Source organism: Ferdinandcohnia sp. GQ5 (genome assembly GCF_059759275.1).
The window spans coordinates 315,350-337,962 of record NZ_JCAXEW010000004.1 but is presented as its reverse complement, the minus strand read 5'-3'; the positions used below and the strand labels follow the sequence as shown (position 1 = coordinate 337,962).

The window sequence follows — 22,613 nt, the reverse complement described above, 5'->3', positions numbered from 1 at the left end:
ATGTCTTATCTGAGGTTGTTTCTACCACTTATTGGATTTTGCGAATGGTTTTATCCTACTAATCTATATAAAAGCATACGCAATTCTATTTTCCGAATGCTTTTGTCGTTAGTTTGCTGAAAAACGATACGAAAGTGGATAATAATACCATTTAGTGTCTTATCTGATGTTGTTTCTACCATTTATTGGATTTTGCGAATGGTTTTATCCTACTAATCTATATAAAAGCATACGCAATTCTATTTTCCGAATGCTTTTCTCGTTAGTTTGCTAAAAAACGATACGAAAGTGGATAATAATACCATTTAGTGTCTTATTTGATGTTGTTTCTACCATTTATTGGATTTTGCGAATGGTTTTATCCTGCTAATTTATATAAAAGCATACGCAATTCTATTTTACGAATGCTTTTCTCGTTAGTTTGCTAAAAAACGATACGAAAGTGGAAACTTCTACCATTTATTGGTTTTTACGAATGATTTTATCCTACCAATCTATAAAATGTATACACATTCCTTTTTACGTGCTGAATATATAATGGGATAAGAAACAATAAACCATAAAAAAAAAGCTTGAGGTTTAGAAAATTCCTCAAGCTTTTTGTGATTTATTTACATTATCTAATCTGTGATTTCGTATTTCCTCACGTTAATTAAACTATACTCCCCCAAAGCCGGTCTCTCTTTTTCTATTTTAAGACAAGTTTCCTAGATCAGCTGTTTACAATCATTTTAGAATCTACAACATCCTCTAAAATCGGTCTTTTAGCAAAATAGTTTGATATCCATGCTCCGACTGAAAGATTAATAATCATATTTATGATAGGCGCAATTGCTGCTAATTCACCAATAAATTCGAAGGCAAGGATAGCGGCAAGTGCTGTATTGCAAAGTCCAACCTGAAATAATACTGCTCTGGCGTCAGCCTCACGAACCCTTAACCTTTTTGCGATAAAATAGGCAGCAATCATCGGCAGTACAACCTGTATAAAAGTCGCAAATACCATGAGGGGAATGAGATTAATTTCTAGAGAGATTGCATGTTTCCCACTCCCTACAAGAGTATGGATGATTAGTAAAAGTGTCAATGATGAACCGAGCTTTGTCACACTTTTTGAATAGGTCATCGATTTAGGATATACGCGTTGAATCAAAATACCTGCTCCGAGTGGTATGACGACCACAATCATAAAAGATTGAAGCAGGTTTAGAAACGAAATAGAAACAACATTTCCGGATAGTCCTAGCATGGCAAGTGGGGTGATGATGGGACTAAAAGCAATATCAACTAATGATGATGCAATAACAAGTGATGTATTCCCTCCGGCCAAAAATGTGTATAGTGTTGCAGCGGTGGCACTTGGAACGGTACCTGCTAAGATCATCCCTGCCATAATTTCAGGGTGAGAAGAAAAAAATAGATAAGATACTCCGATTGATATGAGTACCGTTATTGTCCATTTTAAAAAAGTAGTTAAAAATAATTCTCTTTTTTTTGTGCGAATATCCTTAATTGCTGAGATATTCATCGAAATGCCAGTGAAAAAAATGACAATGCCTAATAGGAGACTCGGAACCCAAGAATCTGTTTTTATGTACACAGGGGATAGGTATGTACCAACCCCGACCAACAAAATAAATAAGGGCAGTCTGCTAGATATAAAGTTGATTACAATCTGCATCTCTATTTCCTTTCGTTTAAAAAAATATAAATAATTATAAATAGCTTGGACCCTCTTATTCTAGCATTTTTTTGCAATTATAAAAACATATTATATTCAAAAAATATTGACTATTAATAATTTTAAAATTTATAATACTTGTAATGAAACCTAGTTTCAAAAAATGAAACCAAAAGGGGGGGAGGTCAAATCGAAAAAAATATTAAGACTGTTGAAAAAGCAATGATGATACTTGAGGAAATTGCCGAAAGACCGAAAACTTTTTCAGAATTGGTTGTGTTGATGAAAAGTAATAAAGCTACAATTCATCGTTTTGTTTCTACATTTGAGAATCTTGGCTATATCAGAAAGGATGCACAGCTGCGCTATCAATTAACATCTAAGGTATATTCGATGGTTACACGGAATGTTTTTCAATATAAGCTGCGTGAAGTGGCGCTCCCATATTTACAGATGCTTGCTAATGAAATAGAGGAAAGCACTGCCATTGCTACATATACAGGGGACGAAGTATATTATTTGGATAAAGTTGAGAGTTCAGCGGCAGCTCTACGAATTGTGGTTGAGCCGGGAAAAACAGCGCCATTATATTGTGTTGCAAGTGGCAAGTTGTACTTAGCTCATTTAAGCGAAAAGGAGCTAGATTCTTATTTTGAGAGACAGCAACTGAAGGCTTTAACGGAAAATACGATTACAAGCAGGAAAGAGCTTCGGAAAGAAATCGCGAAAATAAAGGAAAATGGGTATGCGCTTGACCGTGAAGAATGGGAGAAATATTTACAAGGGATGGCATTTCCAATTTATGATTACTCGAGGAATTTGGTAGCTGCTTTAGGTGTAGCGGGTTTTTCTCATCGATTAACCGATGAAAAAATATCTATGATTGTTGAAAAAGCTACGAAGATTGCGAGCGAAATATCGTATCAATTAGAACATGGAATAAAGAAAGGGGTCTAGTAATGAGAAGAGGAAAAGTCTGGTCTTTATTAATTGTAAGCGTTATCTTAACGATGCTATTAGCAGCTTGTGGCGGCGGAGGGTCTAGCTCTAGTGCTGGCAAGGGTTCAGAAGAAAAAGAAATGAAACTTAAAATGTCAGTAACAGTCGGTGATTCTTCCACTTGGTATAAAGCAGCTGAAAAATTTGCAAACGAAGTAAGTGAAAATACAGACGGCAGAATCACAATTGATATTTTCCCAAATGAACAATTATCAAACGGTGATTCTGGGAAAGCAGTAGAATCACTTGCAAAAGGTACCATCGATTTAACGTATAATTCTACCATTATTTATTCAATTCTTAACGAAAAGCTTGGTGTTTTAAGTGCTCCATTTTTATTTAAAAGTTTAGAAGAAACGGATGAAAAGCTTGCAGGTGAAGGCGGAGATATGATTAAGGACATCCTTCGCGATTTTGGAGTAGAGCCTTTAGGATTTGCTCAAAATGGTTTCCGACAAGTAACAAACAGTGTTAAGGAGATTAAAACTCCTGAGGATATTAAAGGGTTGAAAATGCGTATTCCTGGAATCACTATGTATACAGACCTTTGGACAACACTTGGTGCGAACCCAGCAACTATGAGCTTTTCAGAAGTGTTTACTTCCCTTCAGCAAGGAACGATTGATGGACAGGAAAACCCAATCGACGTTATTCATTCTTCTAAATTAAACGAAGTTCAAGATTACATGACGATGTGGAATTACTCGTATGATCCGCTTGTTCTAGGTATGAATAAGAAGTTATTTGATTCTTTAAGTGATGGCGATAAAGAGATTATTCAAACCGCTGCAGACAACGCAAACAAGTTCCAAATCGAAGAAGCTAGAAAGCTAGAAGCAGAGCAAATCAAAGCATTAGAAGAAGCTGGAATGAAAATCTATTATCCAACAGATGAAGAAATGGAAGCATTTAAAGAAGCAGCTCAGCCAATCTATGATAAGTATAAGGAAATTTGGGGAGAAGATTTACTGAACGCCTTCCAACAATAGTGCGTGTTCAAAAAGGAGGATGAAAAGGACCAAGAAGTTCGAGGCGGCGAAGCTTTGAGCACCAGAACGTATATAATTAATACGTGAGGAGCGGAAAAGCAAGCCAACGAAGAAATTCGATGTGTCATTTTCACCGGACTTTTTGAACATCCTCTAATAATTTCGTTTACGAAGGAAGTGTGAAAATCATGTCTAATTTGCTATCAAAAATCGAAAATAGCCTCTTAATAGTTAGTGTTTCTATTATGTGTATAATTGCATTTTCGAATGTTGTTTCAAGATATTTTCTCGGTAATTCCTTAGCGTTTACAGAGGAAGTTACGATTAATCTATTTGTTTTAATGACTTTTGTTGGAACTTCAGTCGGGGTGAGGGCTAATGCTCACCTCGGCTTTACTCTTATTTTTGATAGGGTCAACCTGCCGGTAAAGAAACTATTGTCCATTTTGATAGGTGCCATTGTTGTAACATGTTTTATTCTATTTGCCTACTATGGATTTAAGATGGTGCAATTCCAGTCGATGATTCATCAGACGACTCCAGCTTTAGGTTGGCAACAATGGATATTTACTCTAAGTTTCCCTGTTGGTTGTGCGTTGTGTGTGATTCGAGCGATTGAATCTACGGTTATAGAATACAAAAATTTATTAAAAGAAAGCGAGTGATGTCGATGGCTACTATTCTCCTTTTTGGTGTTTTTGCACTTCTCTTACTGATAAGAGTACCCATCGCCATTGCGCTGGCATCTGCGTCTATTGTGACGTTGTTTTCTACGATGGGAATGTCATCTTTAGAAGTAGTTTCAGATATTATGTATACGAGTGTGGCAAAGTTTACAATGCTTGCCATTCCGTTTTTTATCATTGCCGGCGTTATCATGGATTATGCAGGCATATCGAAGCGTTTGATTCACTTTGCTGATGTTATGGTAGGACACAAAAAGAGCGGTATTATTCTTGTTACTGTCATTACAGCGATTTTTTTCGCGGCAATTTCTGGTTCGGGTCCGGCTACAGTTGCTGCAATAGGTGGGATCTTAATTCCCGCGCTAGTAAAAAGTGGGATGAAAAAAGAATCGGCAGCTGCTCTGCTTGCAAGTTCGGGATCCATTGGGATTATAATCCCTCCAAGTATCGCGCTAATCGTCTTTGCAGTAGTTGCTGGTGATCAAATTCCTGTATCAATCGGGCGTCTATTTATTGCAGGTATCGTTCCCGGACTACTTTTAGGCCTTGCTTTTATTTTGGCAGCCTTGTATGTCAAACGAAAAGATGTCAAAGAGTATCTGCTTAAAGCAAAGAATAATGATGCAACCATTGAAATCTCTGCTACAAGAGAAAAAGCCTCAAGTAAAGAACGACTTAAAGCTTTTTATGATGCCTTTTGGGGGCTGCTCATCCCGGTTATTATTTTAGGCGGAATCTATGGCGGTATTTTTACCCCTACAGAGTCTGCAGTCGTTGCTGTGTTTTACGGGTTGTTTGTCGGGGTCTTCATTTATAAAGAATTAAAATTACCACAAATTAAAAAGATATTGATTGATTCTTCTGTGCAAACCGCTGTTGTTATGTTCATTGTAAGTGCTGCTTCCATTTTCGCTTACATAATCACAACAGAACAAATTGCCACACAGATCTCTGATGGTTTGTTAGGAATGACAGAAAATAAAATTATTATTCTCATCTTAATCAACATTATTCTATTAATTGCAGGGGCCTTTATGGATGCGATTTCGGCCTACTACATTTTTGTTCCTATTATTCTTCCAATTATGTTATTCCTTGAAGTTGACCCAACTGTATTCGGATTATTCATGACTGTTAACCTTGCAATTGGTTTATTTACACCTCCTGTTGGTGTAAACCTATATGTTGCAACTGGTCAAGCGGGAGTATCTTTAGCTCAAATTTCAAGGGCCATTTTCCCTTTTGTCGTTGCATCTATTATCGTATTGCTCCTAATTACGTATGTTCCAATAATTACAACGTTCTTACCAGACTTACTGGGAGTTAAATAGAAGGGGGTATAATGATGAGAATTGAAAATCACGTAGCCATTGTTACCGGAGCCTCAAGAGGAATAGGTGCTGCATGTGCAAAAACACTTGCAAGAGAAGGTGCACATGTTGTGTTGGTCGACCTATTACCAAGTGAAAATACGAAAAATGAAATTGCAAAACTTAACCTAAATTCGAAAACACTTTCGTTTGAAGTTGATATAAGAAATAAGGAAGAAGTTCAGAAGGTAGTAAAAGAAATACACCAAGAGTTAGGTAGAATTGACATTCTTGTAAATAATGCTGGAACGGCCAGTAGGCATGATTTAGAAGAAATGACGGAGGAATTGTGGGATCGTGACCTTGATACAAACCTAAAGGGAACTTTTAATCTAACTCAAGCGGTTATCTATCCATATATGAAAGAACAACAGTATGGGAGAATTGTCAATATTAGTTCGATCTCAGGCATTATTGGGGGTCTTTCATCCGGTAATGAACCGGGAAGTACGAAAGGACGTTCAGGTCCAGCATATGCAGCTTCAAAAGGTGGCGTTATTGCTTTTACAAAGTGGGTGGCAAAAGAAGTAGGAACACTAGGCATTGTTTGTAATAGTGTTGCTCCGGGAGCAGTCGAAACAGAGCTGACGAAGGGATCAAATTACAATCTTGATAATCAGGCGATAAAAAGAATGGGAACCCCAGAAGATATTGCTGAAGCAGTCCTTTACTTCGCTTCAAAGGAAGCAGGCTATACGACAGGTCAGGTATTAAAAGTATGTGGAGGAGCTGCTATTGGCTAAAGTATTAGAAAAGGAGATGCCTATGAGCCGCATTACACAATCTGTCTATGATAAAAAAAGAGGCATGATTATGGGATACCTTGCCCCTGGTGAGGATCTCATACAAGGCTTTAAGAACGTTTGTCAACGTCATAATATTACTTCTGGCAGTATCTCATGCATAGGTTCATTATCTAAGGTAACGATTGTTCAATTAAACTATGAAGATAGTAAAATGTTATATTCAAAGCCAATCATTTGGGATACCCCTGTCGAACTGTTATCTGGGAATGGCCTCATTGGGCTGGATGATAATGAACAGCTTGATATTCACTTCCACGGTGTCTTTGTCGATCACAGAAAGACGATCTCAGGCGGGCACTTCTTGGAAGGAGGCAATCCTGTAGCTATTACTATAGAATTTACGATTCTCGTGTCAGAGGCGATACAGCCTGTTCGGGAACCTTACAAGCCCCTCGGTTTCCGCTTGTTCAATTTTTATGATCAAAAGGAGGCAGAATAATGCAGACCATTGCACATTTAGCTAATAAAATGTTTAAAAGATACCCCAATAAATTAGCCGTCAAGGATAAAACACGGAGTTTTACTTATAAAGAACTACAAAAACGGACTTACCAATTATATGCAGCCTTAAAAGAGGCGGGGTTAAAAAAAGGGGACCGTATCGGCATCCTTATGTCAAACCGAGCAGAACATATTGAACTAGATTTAGCCACAGCGATTGGCGGTTTCATTAAGGTTCCTATCAACTATCGTCTTCACCCGAAAGAAGTCGAGTATATTTTAGAAAATGCTGAAGTGAACGTACTGATTGGTGAAGAAGAATATTTGAAGCCTGTTCATACGACTAGTGAAAAAATTCTCATTGGTAGTGAATATGAAGAATGGGTCACATCTCAAGAAGGAATTGAACCAGAAATACATACAGGAGAAGAAGATCTTTTTGCAATCATGTATACATCTGGTACAACGGGCAAACCCAAAGGAGTCATGCTTTCACATCGAAATATGATTTCGGGTGCCTTATCCCTTTCACTTGTGTGCGAAATTACCTCTGATGATGTAGTCGGTCATGTTGCACCATTAACACATGGGAGCAATTTTTTATCTCATGTATCATGGTTGTTTGGGTTAACACAAATCGTATTTGACAAGTTCGATCCACAAGAATTCTTAAATGATATTGAAAAAGAAAAGGTTTCAATCATTTTCATGGTTCCGACAATGGTTAACTTAATGATCCAGAATCCAGAATTTGATGCCAATAAGCTGAAGAACATTAAATCAATCAATATGGCAGGATCTGCGATAGCTGCGAGTAAATTAAAACAAGCCATTGAAAAAGCTGGACCAATCTTTATTGAAACATATGGACAAGTGGAAGCTCCAATGACCATCACGACGATGCCTCGTCATGAGTTGGCTAATCGATTAGAATCCTGTGGTGCTGTAGGCCCGTTCGTTGAAATGAAAATTGTAGATGACAACGGAACTGAAGTCTCACAAGGGGAAATCGGGGAAATTATTTGTAAGGGACCACTTGTCATGAAGGGCTACTGGAGAAATGAGAAAGCAACGAATGAAACACTTGTAGATGGCTGGCTTCATACAGGTGATTTAGGCTGGGTTGATGAAAATGGCTATTTACATATTGTAGATCGAAAGAAAGACGTCATTATAAGTGGAGGACTAAACATCTATCCACGCGAAATCGAAGAAGTATTAAATAAGCATGATGGCATAAAGGAAACTTGTGTTATCGGTAAACCAAGTGAAAAATGGGGTGAAGCAGTTGTTGCTTACTGTGTCTTAAATGAAGGAGCAACTGTAGACCCGGAGGAGCTTTTAGAGCTTTGTAAAAATCATCTAGCAAGCTATAAAAAGCCAAAAGAGATTCATATCGTGGAAGCGCTTCCGAAAAGTAGTTACGGAAAAATTTTAAAACGCGAAATGAAGCAGTTAGATGGGAGTGTAGCGAAATGAATAAGGTAAAGGTAGCGGGGATAGGGATTACACCATTTGGTAAACTCGAGAATGTCTCGTTAAAATCTTTATTAATGGATGCATGTCTGCAAGCCTTAAAAGAAGCAAATTTCCCTAAAATTGATGCGGTATATGTCGGAAACTTCATGTCAGGACAATTGGGAAATCAAGAGATTTTGGGAGCAATCGTCGCAAATGATCTTGGTTTAGGACCGATTCCAACCGCCAAAGTTGAAGGGGCATGCGCTTCAGGAGGGATTGCTTTTCGCCAAGCGTATTTGATGGTTAAGAGCGGAGAGTATGACCATGTGTTAGTTGCTGGCGTAGAAAAAATGAAAGATTCTTCAACAGAAATTACGACAAGAGCGATTAATGCCGCAATGGATAATGAGTCAAATGAAAAGAACGCTGGCTTAACTTTCCCAGGATTTTTCGGGACAGTAGCAAATCGTTATATATACGAAACAGGTGCTTCGAAAGAACACTTAGCGATGGTTGCATTAAAAAACAGAGAGTATGCCTTAAACAACCCGATTTCCCAATTTAAGAAACCGGCTACCATAGAAGAAATCATGTCTGCTAGGATGATTACTGAACCATTAGGGCTTTTTGATTGCTCACCAACTACTGATGGCGCTGCAGCGATTGTCCTGTCAAAAGGTGAAGATGGTGTGGTTGTAAGGTCATCTGCACAAGCTTCTGGAACAACACAAATGCAGGAAGCTGTTGACCTGTTAAGCTTGCCGGCAATTAGAGAGTCTGCAAGAAAGGCCTATGAAATAGCAGGTATAGGTCCTGATGATATTGATGTAGTAGAGCTCCATGATTGTTTTTCAATGACCGAAATATTAGCGATTGAAGAGCTTGGATTTTTTGAGAAAGGAAAGGGCTGGGAAGCACTCCAACAAGGTCTTACCAAGCATGGTGGAAAAGTTCCAGTCAATACAAGTGGTGGTCTCCTATCCAAGGGACATCCGATCGGCGCTACTGGACTTGCACAAATTTATCAAATTGTCTCCCAGCTTCGTGGAACGAGCTGTAACCAAGTGGATGGAGCGCGAATTGGTTTGGCCCAAAACCTTGGTGGAACAGGTGCATACTCGACGGTTCATATCTTTGAAGGGGTGAATCTATGATGGCCAATGTACACGTCTATGAATGCAGTCACTGCGAAAAACAGTACGTACAGAAGAAATGGGTGTGTCCTAATTGTAAACATACCGAATTTCAATCAAAGGAAGTAACAGGAGAAGGAAAAGTATTTTCATTTACAAAAATTCATGTCACCTCCCAGGAATTCGCACACTTAACTCCATATACCGTTGCATTAATCGAATTAGAAAATGGCTTACGAGTTACCGGCAGATTATCAGAGTCCATAGAAATTAACGATAACGTCACATGTATCTCCAATGAAGAAAATACGTATATATTTGCAAAAAGATAGGAACTGAAGTGCTGGGTCAGAGGGACAGGTCCCTTGTCCCAGGAAAACGATGGTAGGTATTGGAATTCCTCTTCTTATCTAAAAAAACAATCGCCACCGCTAGAAAAGGACAGCGGGGCGATTTTTGTATTTGGAGGTCAAAAACGATTGCTGAACGATATAGCTCAATTGTTAAGGTCACAGCGAGGTCCTGAAGTTTACGGCCCGAAGTTTGTCGAATGGGCCGGAGGGACAGGTTCCTTGTCCCAAGGCGGTATGGTGGACAACATACCTATCCCCATGTCCCCTGAATTTATACAACCCATTCTTGACCATTGTGCTAGAATAAGATATTAGTATAAATATGGAAGGGAATTTCCGATGGAGTTATTATTAATAGTCTTACCCGCATTCTTAATTTTCACTACCGGATTCATTGGACAAAGGTTCCTCAAATTTGATATTAAATCGATTTCAAAGTTATCTTTATATTTGTTATTACCTTTTTTAACTTTTAATACGTTTTATACGAATCAATTAAATTCAGATTATTTCTATATGTTTATTTTTACAGTATTGATTACTGTTGTGTTAGTCGGTTTTACCTTCTTGACTGGAAAGCTTTTAAAGGTTGATCGACCACATATGTCTGCCTTGCAGCTAGGTAGTATTTTTCCAAATAGCGGGAATTACGGAGCACCAGTGGTACTATTTGCATTCGGTCCGACGGCCTTTAACTATGCCATCATTATTATGGTGATTCATGGTTTTTTAATCAATTCATTAGGAATCTTTCTTGCATCCCTTGGTGGTGCGGGTTCAAATGGCATAAAAAGTGCATTATTTCGGTTGAGCCGTATGCCGGTCTTGTATGGAGCTTTATTAGGGATAATCTTTCAGATTTTGAATATACCATTACCTTCTACCATCATTGATGGAATAAGTATGGTAGGGAGTGCATCCATTCCAGTCGTAATGTTAATGCTGGGAATGCAGTTGGCTGAAATTAAGCCGCAAAAATTTAATGTGAAATTTGTGAGCAGTGCTACATTATTACGTATGGTCGTTTCACCGCTTCTTGCTGTGGTATTAGTTCAAATCATGCCCGTTAGCGAGCTCATTAAACAGGTTTTTATTCTCCTGGCCGCAATGCCAGTTGCAGCAAACACAACTTTGCTGGCTGTACAGTTTGACTGCAAACCAGACTTAACCTCATTTACAACCCTAGTCACAACCCTACTTAGCTTGATTTCAATACCATTAGTGATCTTTTTGCTTTAGGTAGGGAAAAGGGACGGTTTCTGTCCCCTAAATCCATTAGAATTACATATGATAAGGGGATTAAAGTTTATGAAAATACTATTTCCGATACTTGCGATTATTGGGGGAATAGCGATCGCCATTCAAGGTCAAATTAATGGTGGATTAGGGAAAAAAGCAGGTGTCCTTGAAGCTTCTTTTATTTCCTTTTTTATAGGAACCCTTGCATTGTTTTTTTCCGTTCTCTTTTTTGGAAAAGGTAATCTATTAGCCATGTTGGAGGTACCGAAATGGCAACTGTTCGGGGGGCTTTTAGGAGCTATATATGTAATCATTGCGATATTTGCCGTGCCTAAAATCGGTGTTGCGTCTACTTTAGTTGCTGTCGTTGCGGGGCAAATTATTATGGGAGCAATTATTGATCATTTTGGGTTATTTGGTGGAACACGCATTCCAATTGATGTAAAAAAGATTGTAGCCATTACGTTATTGTTTATTTCACTTTATTTATTTAACCATAAGTAAATTATGGAATTCGGTGACGGGCAAGGTTTTATAAGGATTGCTTGCTTTAGTCATAATCCGGGTTAGATAAAACTATAGGGAAAAAGAGTGATTGGAAAAAACGAAAGTAGGTTACAGTGTAAGCCATACCAATTTTCGTTTTTTCCTTTTTGGTTTGACTTGAATGATGCGCTCTGATTTAGATACTTTGGCATCGTCACCATGTGAATCGTCACGGTCAACGTATCTCTGCATTATTTGAAAGATGTAAATAAAGATAAAAGAAGCAGAAGAGGAAAATTCTTCTGCTTCTTTTTTGGGGTAAGAGGGACAGGTCCCTGTCCCAAAAGGGAAAATATGGTGGGACACGTGACCTGTCCCCGTGACCCACCACCCCAACCCAGCAAGTTGCCAAACTGAAAGTGGCACCATCTATTGGTGCAGAAAAATCCGCTCTGTTGGCAGTTTAATTTCAACGAGTGTGTTTCCTTTTTTACTTTCAAAGGTCATTTGACCTTGGAACTCGCTTGTAACGATTCCTTGGATGATGGATAATCCTAAGGATGCGGACTTGGACATGTCAAAGTTTTCTGGGAAACCGCGGCCATTATCTGTAACTGATAAGTAGATGGTTTGATCTACCCTCTTACATTTGATTACTATTTCTCCGATATCATCATCAGCAAATGCATGCTTAAAGCAGTTAATCACTAACTCATTAATTACCAGTGCGATTGATGTAGCCTTATTATACGGAATGAAAATATCATCAAGCTCTAGTTGAATCGTTACTTTGGGACTGTTATCGATAATGTGAATAATAGACTCGATAATTTGTTTTACATTAATGATACTCCTGCCTAATTTGTCCTTTGATAGAAGGTTATGAACGGAGGCAATGCTTTTGATTCGTGAAATAAGGCTATCAAGTAATTCATCAACAGGTTGCTCCGGATTGTTTGTTACAAACACTTTTTGTAAGGAAATCAATCCAACAATTGATTGTAGATTGTTCTTAATTCGATGATGGCTTTCTTGGAGAAGCGCGGATCTCCCCAATAATCTTGTATCTTCAATTGCAATTGCTGCATGTCGTGCCAGTGCTGATAAGAATTTCGTCTCCTCTTTTGAATGAACATATAAGTTTTCATAGGAAACCTGAATAAGTCCCGTTACCTGGGAACGTATCAAAACGGGAATACAGATAATTGTTTTGACATTCTCAACTTTTTCAAACAAAGTGGGATAGAACGTATCATTCTTATTTGCGTAAAAGACTTCATTGCCCTTCGCTATCTGTAAAATGGCATCTTGCGTTAGTTGAGCGCTGACGTTTTGTTTATTTTTATATTCGTAATCATCAATAATCGTCCATGTGATCTCATCAATTAATTTAATTGAACCGCTGTCAGCTTTCATCACTCTCGTAACTTCTTTCGCTAATAGTAACAAAACATCTTTCAACTCATATTCAGATGTAAGAAATTCGGCGGCCTTAAAGACAGCGTCAAGAACCGTTTGCGTTTCTTCGTCTTTATACTCATCATTATCGTTAAAATTGTAATTCTCAATTTTTTTAAGTAATTTTTGAGGATCGGCTTTTGCTTCATCTGCTGTCATTTCAGCAGTAATTTCTCCGTTGGCTACTACGGTTATTCGGTCGGCAAGTTTTAACGCATCCTCCCATTGTTTTGTAATGTAGATTATACTTTTGCCATCATTCTTAAATTGCTTCATTGTGTTATATAGTTTTGAAGCATTGCTATCAGAAAGACCTTCCATTGGTTCTTGAATCACAAGGACTTCGGGATCCTGCATAAAGCCCCGTGCAATATAAACGATTCTTCTTTCTTCATCCGAGAGGTATTTTATCTTCTTCCGATAGTCAAATTGAAAATCAAGTAGGGTTAACACCTTTTCTGCTCTTTTATTCACTTTTTTCCAATCGACAAAGGGAAGAAATCTCCGTCTTGGCAAACTAGATAAGTTAAGATTTTCAGCGATAGAAAAGTTTTTTATCAACAACGGTTTTTGTTGTAAAATAGCAATTTTATTTATTACATGTTTATCATTCGTTAGCACTTTGCCCTTTATTTTCATTTCACCATTCAAACTTGGTTTCTCTACTATGTTCTTAAGTGCCTGTACGAACACCTTTTGCTCAGAACTATTCTTTAGGATAAAAGCATGTATTTCAGAATATTTTAGATTAAAGCTAAGGTTATCTATATCTCCATCAGGACTTTTAAATGTTACACGATTACATTCCAAAATATACTCACTCAAGCATATACCCCCAATCGTAAGAAAACCGTGTTTTTTAAAATGGAAGGTACTATTATTTTAAAATAGTTTAATTACCTTATTTGATGATAAATCATTTTTATGAATACGACAAATCCAACTTTTTATTTCAAGTAGTTATATACTAGTAATCTTTGTTATATTTATAATATAATACAAATTTCGACTGTTTTCGCTTTCATTTTTAGACTGATTTCTATATACTTTAGGTAGATAAATGAACTTTTAAATACATGCTTCTTTGTGGATATAACAATGAATAAATAGGGTGGTGATAGCTTTGTTACAGTCTTTACGAGTTATGATTGCAGAGGATGAATTTTTGGTTTTAATGGCGACGAAGTCTTATGTAGAAAGCCTTGGTCACGAAGTTGTAGGCGTGGCAACAGACGGGGAAAAAGCAGTTGAATTAGCATTAGAAAAAAAGCCTGACCTTGTTATTATGGACATTAATATGCCTAACCTTGATGGGATTGATGCCATTAAAGAGATTAATAAAACCTTATTTATCCCGAGTATTATTGTAAGCGGTTATCATGACGAACAATTAATTAATAGAGCAACAGAAGAGGGTGTACTCTATTATTTACTAAAACCTATTGATATAGAAGAATTAAAAATAGCCATCAATATAAGTTTAGCTAAATTTGAGGAATTTAAGAAGCTACAGGAAGAGTTGCAAAGTACTAAGAATGCATTAGAAGCCCGTAAATATATTGAAAAAGCTAAAGGGATTATGATGGAGCGGATGAACTTGAAAGAACCAGAGGCCATGAAACGGTTACAGAAAATGAGTCGAGATAAAAACAAGAAATTAGTTGTAATTGCGAAAGAGCTCATTGAAGCGGATTCTTTATTCCATTCAGATCAAAAATAGAGAAAAAAATTCTTGACTATTCGATTTTAAGGAAATATACTAAATTTACAATAACGTTACAAATTTAAAGGTTAGTTGAAATCTATACTAATGATTGGTATAGAAAATTACAACCGTTTACAATCAAATTTCATATACGATAAATTTTATACTTATGGCTGGTATAAAATTTATAATGGCTATGGGTGCCTTATATACGTTAATCTGTTATTCTCTCATTTTGTAGAGTTTACTAGGATTACGTGTCTAAGGCACCCTTTTGTTTTTTACAAGAAATGCAAACGTGTTCAATCCATTGAAAGGGGTGATGTTTCAAGAACTAGCTGATTAACCAAGTGGTTGTGATGGGGATGGAATAGAGATGGTAACACGTTACTTGATCTCTGGTTTATGACAAGTTAACAAGACTGACTCAAGAAAGATGTAACCGCTTTATATTCATTCTGTTTACAATATAATTTTACTAAATTTCTACTAAAAAATAGGGGGAACTAACCAATGAAACATTTGAAAAAGTTCGTTGTACTTTCACTCGTTTTACTTCTATTCATCGCAGCGGGTTGCTCAAGTCAAGGCAGCGCTGGTGGCGAAAGTGATGGAGGCGGAGAAGCAAAAAAAGGAAATATTAAAATCGGTATGTCTTTCCAGGAAATGAACAATCCTTACTTCATTTCAATGAAAGAAGCATTTGAAGATGCGGCTAAACAGATTGGTGCAGAAACATTTATTGCTGACGCTCAACATGACGTAACAAAGCAAATTAATGATATTGATGACATGATCCAAAAGGATATTGATATTTTATTAATCAACCCGACTGACAGTGACGGTGTTGAAGGAGCAGTAGAGGCAGCGAAAAAAGCTGGAGTTATCGTAGTGGCTGTTGACGCACAGGCAAAAGGTCCTATCGACTCTTTCGTAGGTTCAAGAAACTATGACGCTGGTTATTTAGCAGGTAAGCAAATGGTAGAAGATTTAGGTGGACAAGGTAAAGTTGCAATTCTTGATGGTATTCCAGTTGTTCCTATTCTAGAGCGTGTACGTGGTTTCGAAGATGCAGTTAAAGAGGCTCCAGGAATCGAAATTGTTGACAAGCAAAACGGTAAACAAGATAGAGCAGAAGCAATGAAGGTTACAGAAAACATGCTTCAAGCAAACAAAGAATTAAATGCAATTTTCAGTGTTAACGATGAAGGTGCATTAGGTACTCTAGGAGCAATTGAAGCATCTGGTAAAGATGTAGCGATTTATAGTGTTGACGGACACCCAGAAGCAATTGAAGCAATCACAAAGGGTGGACCATTCAAGGCAACGACTGCTCAATTCCCACGTGACCAAGTAAGAATTGGTCTTGGTATGGCTTTGGCTAAACTTTGGGGTGCAGAAGTAGTACCAACTGAAGTTCCAATTGATGTAGAACTACAAACAAAAGAAAACGCAGCTGACTTTAGCTGGTAATCTAACAAAATAGGGCGCTTTTGCAAACTTGCATAGCGCCTCTCCTAAATATGTGTAAGAAGGAAGGTGATTGCTATGGATAACATTCTAGAGATTGAGAATATTACGAAGGAATTTCCTGGGGTAAAAGCTTTAAACGGAGTTAGTTTTACTATTAGACGTGGTGAAGTGCATGCATTAGTTGGAGAAAATGGTGCTGGAAAATCCACATTGATGAAAATACTATCTGGTGTTTACACACCTACTTCGGGAACAATTCGTTTAGATGGAAAAGAAGTCACATTCAAAGATCCTAAGCAAGCACAACAATTAGGGGTTAGTATTATTCACCAGGAATTTAGTTTAATTCCTTATTTAAGTGGTGTGGATAATATTTTCTTAGGTCGAGAGAAAAGGCAAGCAAATGGGTTATTAAATAGAAAACAAATGCGTAAGGAAGCAAGGGAAGTATTACAAAGGCTAGATGCAGATATTGATATCAATAAACCTGTCGCACATTTAAGTGTGGCAAATCAACAATTTATCGAAATTGCTAAAGCGATTGCAATTGATACAAAGGTATTAATCTTCGACGAACCAACAGCTAGTTTAACAGGAAAAGAAATTGATAAGTTATTTGAATTAATCGCCAAATTGAAAGCTGATGGTGTAACCATTATATATATATCGCACCACTTAGAGGAAATTCTAAAAATGTGCGACCGCTATACCTGCTTACGGGATGGTGAGTTTGTAGGAACCCGTGAAGTGAAGGAGTCAACTAAACAAGATATTGTCAAAATGATGGTAGGTCGTGAGATTGTCAATGCGTTTCCTGATAAGCCAGTGAAAACAGGAAATGAGGAAGTATTTTTAGAAGTTAAGAGAATGCAAAATAAACAGATTCATGATATTCAATTCAACCTGAAAAAGGGTGAAATCATCGGAATTGCTGGTCTTGTTGGTTCAGGACGAACAGAGGTTGTAAGGGCACTTATTGGCGCTGATGATGCACAAGAGAAAGATGTATATATCAACGGTCAAAAAGTGTCAATCAAGAATCCAACAGATGCACTAGCACATGGAATCGCATTAATTCCTGAAAGTAGAAAAACGCAAGGTCTCGTGCTTAGCCAATCTATTAAAAACAATATTAGTATTCCAATTTTAAGAGATTTGACCAACTTCGTACGAATTATTAATAAGAAGAAAGAAAACGAAATTGTCGAGCAATCCATTCAGGACTTATTGATCAAGACACCTAGCAGCTCACAGTTAGTAAAAAACTTGAGTGGGGGGAATCAACAAAAGGTTGTCTTAGCAAAATGGCTGAATACCGATTGTAAAGTGTTAATTTTCGATGAACCTACCCGTGGAATTGATATAGGGGCGAAGGAAGAAATCTATAAACTAATGAAAAAACTAGCAGACGAAGGACTTTCCATCATTATGATTTCCTCAGAATTACCTGAAATTCTAGGGATGAGTGACCGAGTTCTTGTTATGCATAAGGGGAAAATTAAGGGAGAACTTCCGGGAAGTGAAGCAACTTCAGAAAAAGTAATGTATTACGCAACGGGTGGTGCTGAAGGATGAGTGAATTAGATTACAAGAAAAAAGGGTTTAGCGCTAAGGAAATATTTAAGTACCCTGAGATGCTAACGCTGATTGGATTTTTAGTGTTATGTATATTCTTTTCCATTGCAGCAGAAAGTTTTTTAACGGCAGATAATGTCTCGAATATTGTTCGACAAGTTTCAATAAACGGGATCCTCGCTGTAGGGATGACCTTTGTTATTTTAACAGGCGGTATTGATTTATCCGTTGGATCGGTAATGGCACTTACCGGGACCATAATTGCAGGTATGATGATTAATACTGGATTACCTCCAATTGTAGCAGTATTAATTGGGATTGTTTTAGGTGCTGCACTAGGTTATATCAATGGTTTGTTTACCGCATATGCGAAAATACCAGCAATTATCGTCACATTAGCAATGATGGAGGCGGCTCGTGGTTTAGCCCTTTTATATACAGGTGGATATCCGCTTTCAGGTCTGCCATCGTCATATGCGTTTATCGGTAGAGGCTATCTATTTGGGGTAATTCCAATGCCTGCAGTCATTATGATTCTTGTTTTTATCGCAGCTTATATAATCTTGAACCATTTACCAATTGGTCGTTATATCTACGCATTAGGTGGTAATGAGGAAGCAGTAAGATTATCTGGAGTAAAAGTAAAACGTATCAAAACGTTTGTCTATCTATTCAGTGGTGTGACAGCTGCTATCAGTGGAATGATCATGACTTCAAGACTTTCTTCCGGACAACCAATGGCAGGGGAAGGGTATGAGTTAGATGCAATCGCAGCAGTTGTATTAGGCGGAACAAGCATTGCAGGTGGCCGAGGACATATTTTTGGAACGTTACTAGGTGCTCTTCTATTAGGAGTATTAAGTAATGGATTAAACCTTATGGGTGTATCGCCATATGTACAACGTGTACTTAAAGGTGTGATTATCGTTGGTGCGATCTACTATAGTAGTACTCGTCAAAAAGACTAATATACTAGAATGCTAAGCACTGGCGTTAACAATATGTAAGTTTACTTAATCTATTAAAATTCTAAACATACAGGGAGATGTAGAACAATGTCAGTATTACCAGAAACAATGAAAGCTGTAGTAGCACATGGTCCAGAGGATTATCGAGTGGAGGAAGTTGCAGTTCCAAAGGCTGGACCAGGGGAAGTTATCATCAAAGTCGAAGCTTGTGGTATTTGTGGTAGTGATTTAAAGGCATATCATGGTTCTGCAATGTATTGGGGCGGAGAAGACCCTTGGATGAAAGCACCGGTTATTCCAGGACATGAATTCTACGGAATTGTGGCTGAATTAGGAGTGGGTGCTGCAGAAAAACACGGAGTACAAGTTGGCGATCGCGTAACAACTGACCAAATTAATCCGTGCGGAAAATGTAAGTTCTGTAAAACAGGTAAGTACTGGATGTGTGATGTTCATAACATTTATGGTTTCCAAAAAGACATTGCTGAAGGAGCTTGGGCTGAATATATGAAACTCAGCGAAACAGCAACTATTTATAAAATTACGGATGGAGTTACTCCTGAAGAAGCTGCATTAGTTGAGCCAATGGCTTGTGCCGTTCATACCATCCAAAGAGCAACAATTGAGTTTGAAGATGTAGTTGTGTTAGCAGGTGCTGGAACTCTTGGATTATGTATGCTTCAACTCATTAAATTAAAAACACCTAAGAAATTAATTGTACTAGATGGCAATGAAAACCGACTATCTGTTGCGAAAAAATTAGGCGCTGACCTTGTCATTAATCCATTAAAAGAGGATGCAATCAAAATCGTTAAAGATTTAACAGACGGTTACGGTTGTGATGTATATATTGAAGCAACAGGTCATCCAAGTGGTGTAACACAAGGCCTAGAAATGGTAAGAAGACTTGGAAGATTTATCGAATTTAGCGTATTTGGATCAGAAGTAACTACTGACTGGAGCGTTATCGGGGACAGAAAAGAATTGGATATTAGAGGGTCTCACTTAGGACCATACACATACCCAATTGCAATCGACCTATTTGAACGTGGCTTATTAACAGCTGAAGGCATTGTAACACATAGCTACAAAGTAGAAGACTTTGCTGAAGCTATGGATATGGCACATAATCCAGAAGCAATTAAAGTTTTATTAAAACCTTAATTTAGCCATTAGGATATATGTCACGAGTATTGATAATTAAGAATAAAGGAAGACTCGGCATTCGCCGAGTTTTCTTTATAGAACGGAGTGAATAATTATGTTAGAAGAATTAAAGCAAAAAGTGTTAGAAGCGAATCTTGAGCTGCCAAAACAAAACTTAGTCATTTTTACTTGGGGAAATGTAAGTGGAATTGATCGAGAAAAAGGCCTTGTAGTAATTAAGCCAAGTGGCGTTGCTTATGAGGATTTGAAAGCGGAGGATTTGCCAGTACTAGATTTAGAAGGAAATATCATTGAAGGTGAACTGAACCCATCGTCAGATACTGCAACACACTTAGTTTTATATAAGGCGTTTCCTGAAATAGGAGGGGTTGTTCATACCCATTCACCATGGTGTACAAAATGGGCACAATCAGGAAGACCGATTCCTGCTTATGGAACAACACATGCTGATTACTTCTATGGAGAGATTCCTTGTACTCGTCACATGACTCCGTTTGAAATTGATAATGACTATGAGCACAATACAGGGGAAGTCATTGTAGAAACATTTAAAGATATCGATCCATCTTCAATTCCAGGTGTCATTGTGAACAATCACGGTCCTTTTAACTGGGGAAAAGACCCATTGACAGCGGTAGAAAATGCGGTTGTCATGGAGGAAGTTGCGAAATTTGCTTACTATACCCAAAGTCTATCACCGGAATTAGAAGCAATTGACCAACACTTACTAGATAAACACTTCCTACGAAAACACGGAAAAAACGCATACTATGGCCAACACAAAAAAGTAAATAACTAAATGGGACGCAGGGGGTGGTCCCTTGTCTCAGGAAAAATATGGTGGGACAGGGGACCTGTCCCCTTGACCCAATAAATAGCGCTTTTGGAAATCCTATTTACACATTGAAATAGTTACTGGAGGGGGATGTGACATGAAAGCGAATCAAGTAGACATTAAGCAAGCGATTATGAATGGAGATACTTCTCTTGGGATTGAATTAGGATCGACACGGATTAAAGCTGTTCTAATTGATAGGCAGTTTGAAACCATTGCATCTGGAGGTTATGAGTGGGAAAATCGTCTGGAAAATGGCTATTGGACGTACGACCTAGAAGAGATAACTACTGGGTTACAGGCGGCTTATCGCGAAATGAAAAACGAAGTTGAACGAAAATATGGGATCACGATACGAAAGATTGGTTCTATTGGATTTTCTGCGATGATGCACGGCTATATGGCGTTTGACAAGACGGGGGAGCTACTCGTTCCTTTTCGGACGTGGCGGAATACAAATGCTGGTAAAGCAGCAAAAGAATTAACAGATCTTTTTCAATATAATATTCCAGAAAGATGGAGTATCGCTCACCTATACCAATCGATTTTAAATGAAGAGGATCATGTACCACAACTCGATTACATTACAACATTATCTGGTTACATTCATTGGTTATTGACTGGGAACAAGGCAATTGGGATTGGTGATGCTTCTGGTATGTTCCCGATTAATGAAGCAACAAAGAATTATAATGAAGCAATGGTCGAGCAATTTGATGAACTCGTTGCCGAGAAAAAATATTCTTGGAAGCTAAGAGACCTTCTTCCTCCAGTTTATATCTCTGGTGAGTATGCCGGGAAATTAACGGATATTGGAGCTGAAATTCTAGATCCATCACATGATTTACAGCCTGGTATTCCTATTTGTCCACCTGAAGGTGATGCAGGCACAGGGATGGTTGCGACAAATAGTGTAAGAAAACGTACAGGAAACGTATCAGTAGGGACCTCTGTTTTTGCCATGATTGTATTAGAGCAAGAACTTTCTAAAGTATATCCAGAGATTGACATGGTCACAACGCCAAACGGTAGTCCTGTTGCGATGGTTCATGCCAATAACTGTTCAAGTGATATTAACGCTTGGATGGGATTGTTCCGTGAATTTTCGGAAGCGGTGGGGTATAAGGTTGATACCAATCAGTTATTCAGTGTCATGTTCAACAAAGCATTGGAAGCTGACCCAGATGGTGGCGGATTGCTAAGTTACGGATATTTTTCAGGCGAATTTATTACCGGATTAGAACACGGCAGACCATTGTTTGTTCGTTCACCAGAGAGTAACTTTAATCTAGCGAACTTTATGCGTACACATCTATTTTCAGCATTTGGTGCATTGAAAATTGGAATGGATATTCTCACTAAGCAGGAAGATGTTGCGATAGATAGTATTTTGGCGCATGGTGGTTTATTTAAAACGCCTGTAGTGGGACAAAGGATGATGGCAGCAGCCATGAATACGCCTGTTTCTGTCATGGCAACAGCCGGAGAAGGTGGCGCGTGGGGAATGGCTATTCTTGCTTCTTATATGATGAATGAAAACAAGAATGAAAGCTTAGAAGACTACCTCGATAGAAGAGTCTTTAACGATGTGGTTGGGGACGTAATAGATCCTAGTCCTGTAGACGTAAAAGGGTTTGAAGTATTTATTGAGCGCTATAAAAAAGGAATAGAAATTGAGAAGGCAGCGGTTGATAATTTGCATCTAACAAAAGACGAGAAAACAGTAAAATTGTAGGGACAGAGGGACAGGTCCCTCGTCCCAAAAGGAAAAATATGGTGGGACACGGG

At 38.0% G+C, this 22,613-nt stretch carries 20 protein-coding genes; 18 read left to right on the top strand and 2 right to left on the bottom strand.

Annotation, left to right across the window (positions count from 1 at the left end; translation table 11 throughout):
• Window positions 1-712: 712 nt before the first annotated feature.
• Window positions 713-1,681: a bile acid:sodium symporter gene (locus AC6CHV_RS07485; protein WP_498078518.1), complete on the bottom strand. Its 969-nt coding sequence runs from the start codon at window positions 1,679-1,681 to the stop codon at window positions 713-715.
• Between the two features lie 189 nt (window positions 1,682-1,870).
• Between AC6CHV_RS07485 and AC6CHV_RS07480 the strand changes: the two genes are divergently transcribed.
• The 11 genes from AC6CHV_RS07480 (at window position 1,871) to AC6CHV_RS07430 (ending at window position 11,662) form a co-directional block, all read left to right on the top strand.
• The gene (locus AC6CHV_RS07480) at window positions 1,871-2,638 is read left to right on the top strand and encodes an IclR family transcriptional regulator domain-containing protein (RefSeq protein WP_498078526.1); all 768 of its coding nucleotides are present in this window, start codon (window positions 1,871-1,873) and stop codon (window positions 2,636-2,638) included.
• 2 nt (window positions 2,639-2,640) lie between these two features.
• Window positions 2,641-3,669 (top strand): DctP family TRAP transporter solute-binding subunit, encoded by a 1,029-nt coding sequence (locus AC6CHV_RS07475; RefSeq protein WP_498078517.1) that lies wholly within the window; start codon window positions 2,641-2,643, stop codon window positions 3,667-3,669.
• A 188-nt stretch (window positions 3,670-3,857) separates the two neighbouring features.
• The gene (locus tag AC6CHV_RS07470; RefSeq protein WP_498078516.1) at window positions 3,858-4,334 is read left to right on the top strand and encodes a TRAP transporter small permease subunit; all 477 of its coding nucleotides are present in this window, start codon (window positions 3,858-3,860) and stop codon (window positions 4,332-4,334) included.
• 5 nt (window positions 4,335-4,339) lie between these two features.
• Window positions 4,340-5,686: a TRAP transporter large permease subunit gene (locus AC6CHV_RS07465; RefSeq protein ID WP_498078515.1), complete on the top strand. Its 1,347-nt coding sequence runs from the start codon at window positions 4,340-4,342 to the stop codon at window positions 5,684-5,686.
• A gap of 14 nt (window positions 5,687-5,700) precedes the next feature.
• A complete protein-coding gene (locus AC6CHV_RS07460; RefSeq protein ID WP_498078514.1) occupies window positions 5,701-6,468 on the top strand; it encodes an SDR family oxidoreductase in 768 nt (255 codons plus the stop codon).
• Window positions 6,461-6,970 carry a PCC domain-containing protein gene (locus AC6CHV_RS07455; protein ID WP_498078513.1) on the top strand — a complete coding sequence of 170 codons (510 nt, stop codon included), beginning with the start codon at window positions 6,461-6,463 and terminating at the stop codon, window positions 6,968-6,970. The genes AC6CHV_RS07460 and AC6CHV_RS07455 overlap by 8 nt, the downstream gene beginning before the upstream one ends.
• The gene (locus AC6CHV_RS07450) at window positions 6,970-8,451 is read left to right on the top strand and encodes an AMP-binding protein (protein ID WP_498078512.1); all 1,482 of its coding nucleotides are present in this window, start codon (window positions 6,970-6,972) and stop codon (window positions 8,449-8,451) included. The genes AC6CHV_RS07455 and AC6CHV_RS07450 overlap by 1 nt, the downstream gene beginning before the upstream one ends.
• The gene (locus tag AC6CHV_RS07445; RefSeq protein WP_498078511.1) at window positions 8,448-9,587 is read left to right on the top strand and encodes a thiolase domain-containing protein; all 1,140 of its coding nucleotides are present in this window, start codon (window positions 8,448-8,450) and stop codon (window positions 9,585-9,587) included. Before AC6CHV_RS07450 ends, AC6CHV_RS07445 begins: the two co-directional genes overlap by 4 nt.
• Window positions 9,584-9,898 carry an OB-fold domain-containing protein gene (locus tag AC6CHV_RS07440; protein ID WP_498078510.1) on the top strand — a complete coding sequence of 105 codons (315 nt, stop codon included), beginning with the start codon at window positions 9,584-9,586 and terminating at the stop codon, window positions 9,896-9,898. Before AC6CHV_RS07445 ends, AC6CHV_RS07440 begins: the two co-directional genes overlap by 4 nt.
• 360 nt (window positions 9,899-10,258) lie before the next feature.
• Window positions 10,259-11,158, top strand: a complete 900-nt coding sequence (locus AC6CHV_RS07435; RefSeq protein ID WP_498078509.1) for an AEC family transporter — start codon at window positions 10,259-10,261, stop codon at window positions 11,156-11,158.
• Window positions 11,159-11,227: 69 nt separating this feature from the next.
• Entirely contained in the window at window positions 11,228-11,662 is a 435-nt protein-coding gene (locus AC6CHV_RS07430) for a DMT family transporter (protein WP_498078508.1), read from the top strand.
• A 411-nt stretch (window positions 11,663-12,073) separates the two neighbouring features.
• Here the strand turns inward: AC6CHV_RS07430 and AC6CHV_RS07425 are convergent, their stop codons facing one another.
• Complete coding sequence (locus AC6CHV_RS07425) at window positions 12,074-13,927, bottom strand: histidine kinase dimerization/phosphoacceptor domain -containing protein (protein ID WP_498078507.1); 1,854 nt, start codon at window positions 13,925-13,927, stop codon at window positions 12,074-12,076.
• A 298-nt stretch (window positions 13,928-14,225) separates the two neighbouring features.
• Here AC6CHV_RS07425 and AC6CHV_RS07420 point away from each other — a divergent pair, with 298 nt between their 5' ends.
• From AC6CHV_RS07420 to AC6CHV_RS07390, 7 genes are all read left to right on the top strand, one after another.
• Window positions 14,226-14,822 (top strand): response regulator, encoded by a 597-nt coding sequence (locus tag AC6CHV_RS07420; protein WP_121445682.1) that lies wholly within the window; start codon window positions 14,226-14,228, stop codon window positions 14,820-14,822.
• A gap of 498 nt (window positions 14,823-15,320) precedes the next feature.
• Window positions 15,321-16,280, top strand: a complete 960-nt coding sequence (locus AC6CHV_RS07415; protein ID WP_498078506.1) for a substrate-binding domain-containing protein — start codon at window positions 15,321-15,323, stop codon at window positions 16,278-16,280.
• Window positions 16,281-16,355: 75 nt separating this feature from the next.
• Complete coding sequence (locus tag AC6CHV_RS07410; RefSeq protein ID WP_498078505.1) at window positions 16,356-17,855, top strand: ATP-binding cassette domain-containing protein; 1,500 nt, start codon at window positions 16,356-16,358, stop codon at window positions 17,853-17,855.
• Window positions 17,852-18,823 (top strand): ABC transporter permease subunit, encoded by a 972-nt coding sequence (locus AC6CHV_RS07405; protein ID WP_121445685.1) that lies wholly within the window; start codon window positions 17,852-17,854, stop codon window positions 18,821-18,823. The genes AC6CHV_RS07410 and AC6CHV_RS07405 overlap by 4 nt, the downstream gene beginning before the upstream one ends.
• A gap of 87 nt (window positions 18,824-18,910) precedes the next feature.
• Window positions 18,911-19,987, top strand: coding sequence for an alcohol dehydrogenase catalytic domain-containing protein (locus AC6CHV_RS07400; RefSeq protein WP_498078504.1), 1,077 nt, complete (start codon window positions 18,911-18,913; stop codon window positions 19,985-19,987).
• Window positions 19,988-20,084: 97 nt separating this feature from the next.
• Entirely contained in the window at window positions 20,085-20,789 is a 705-nt protein-coding gene (locus AC6CHV_RS07395) for an L-ribulose-5-phosphate 4-epimerase (RefSeq protein ID WP_498078503.1), read from the top strand.
• A 133-nt stretch (window positions 20,790-20,922) separates the two neighbouring features.
• Window positions 20,923-22,560, top strand: coding sequence for an FGGY-family carbohydrate kinase (locus tag AC6CHV_RS07390; RefSeq protein WP_498078502.1), 1,638 nt, complete (start codon window positions 20,923-20,925; stop codon window positions 22,558-22,560).
• Window positions 22,561-22,613: the final 53 nt, after the last annotated feature.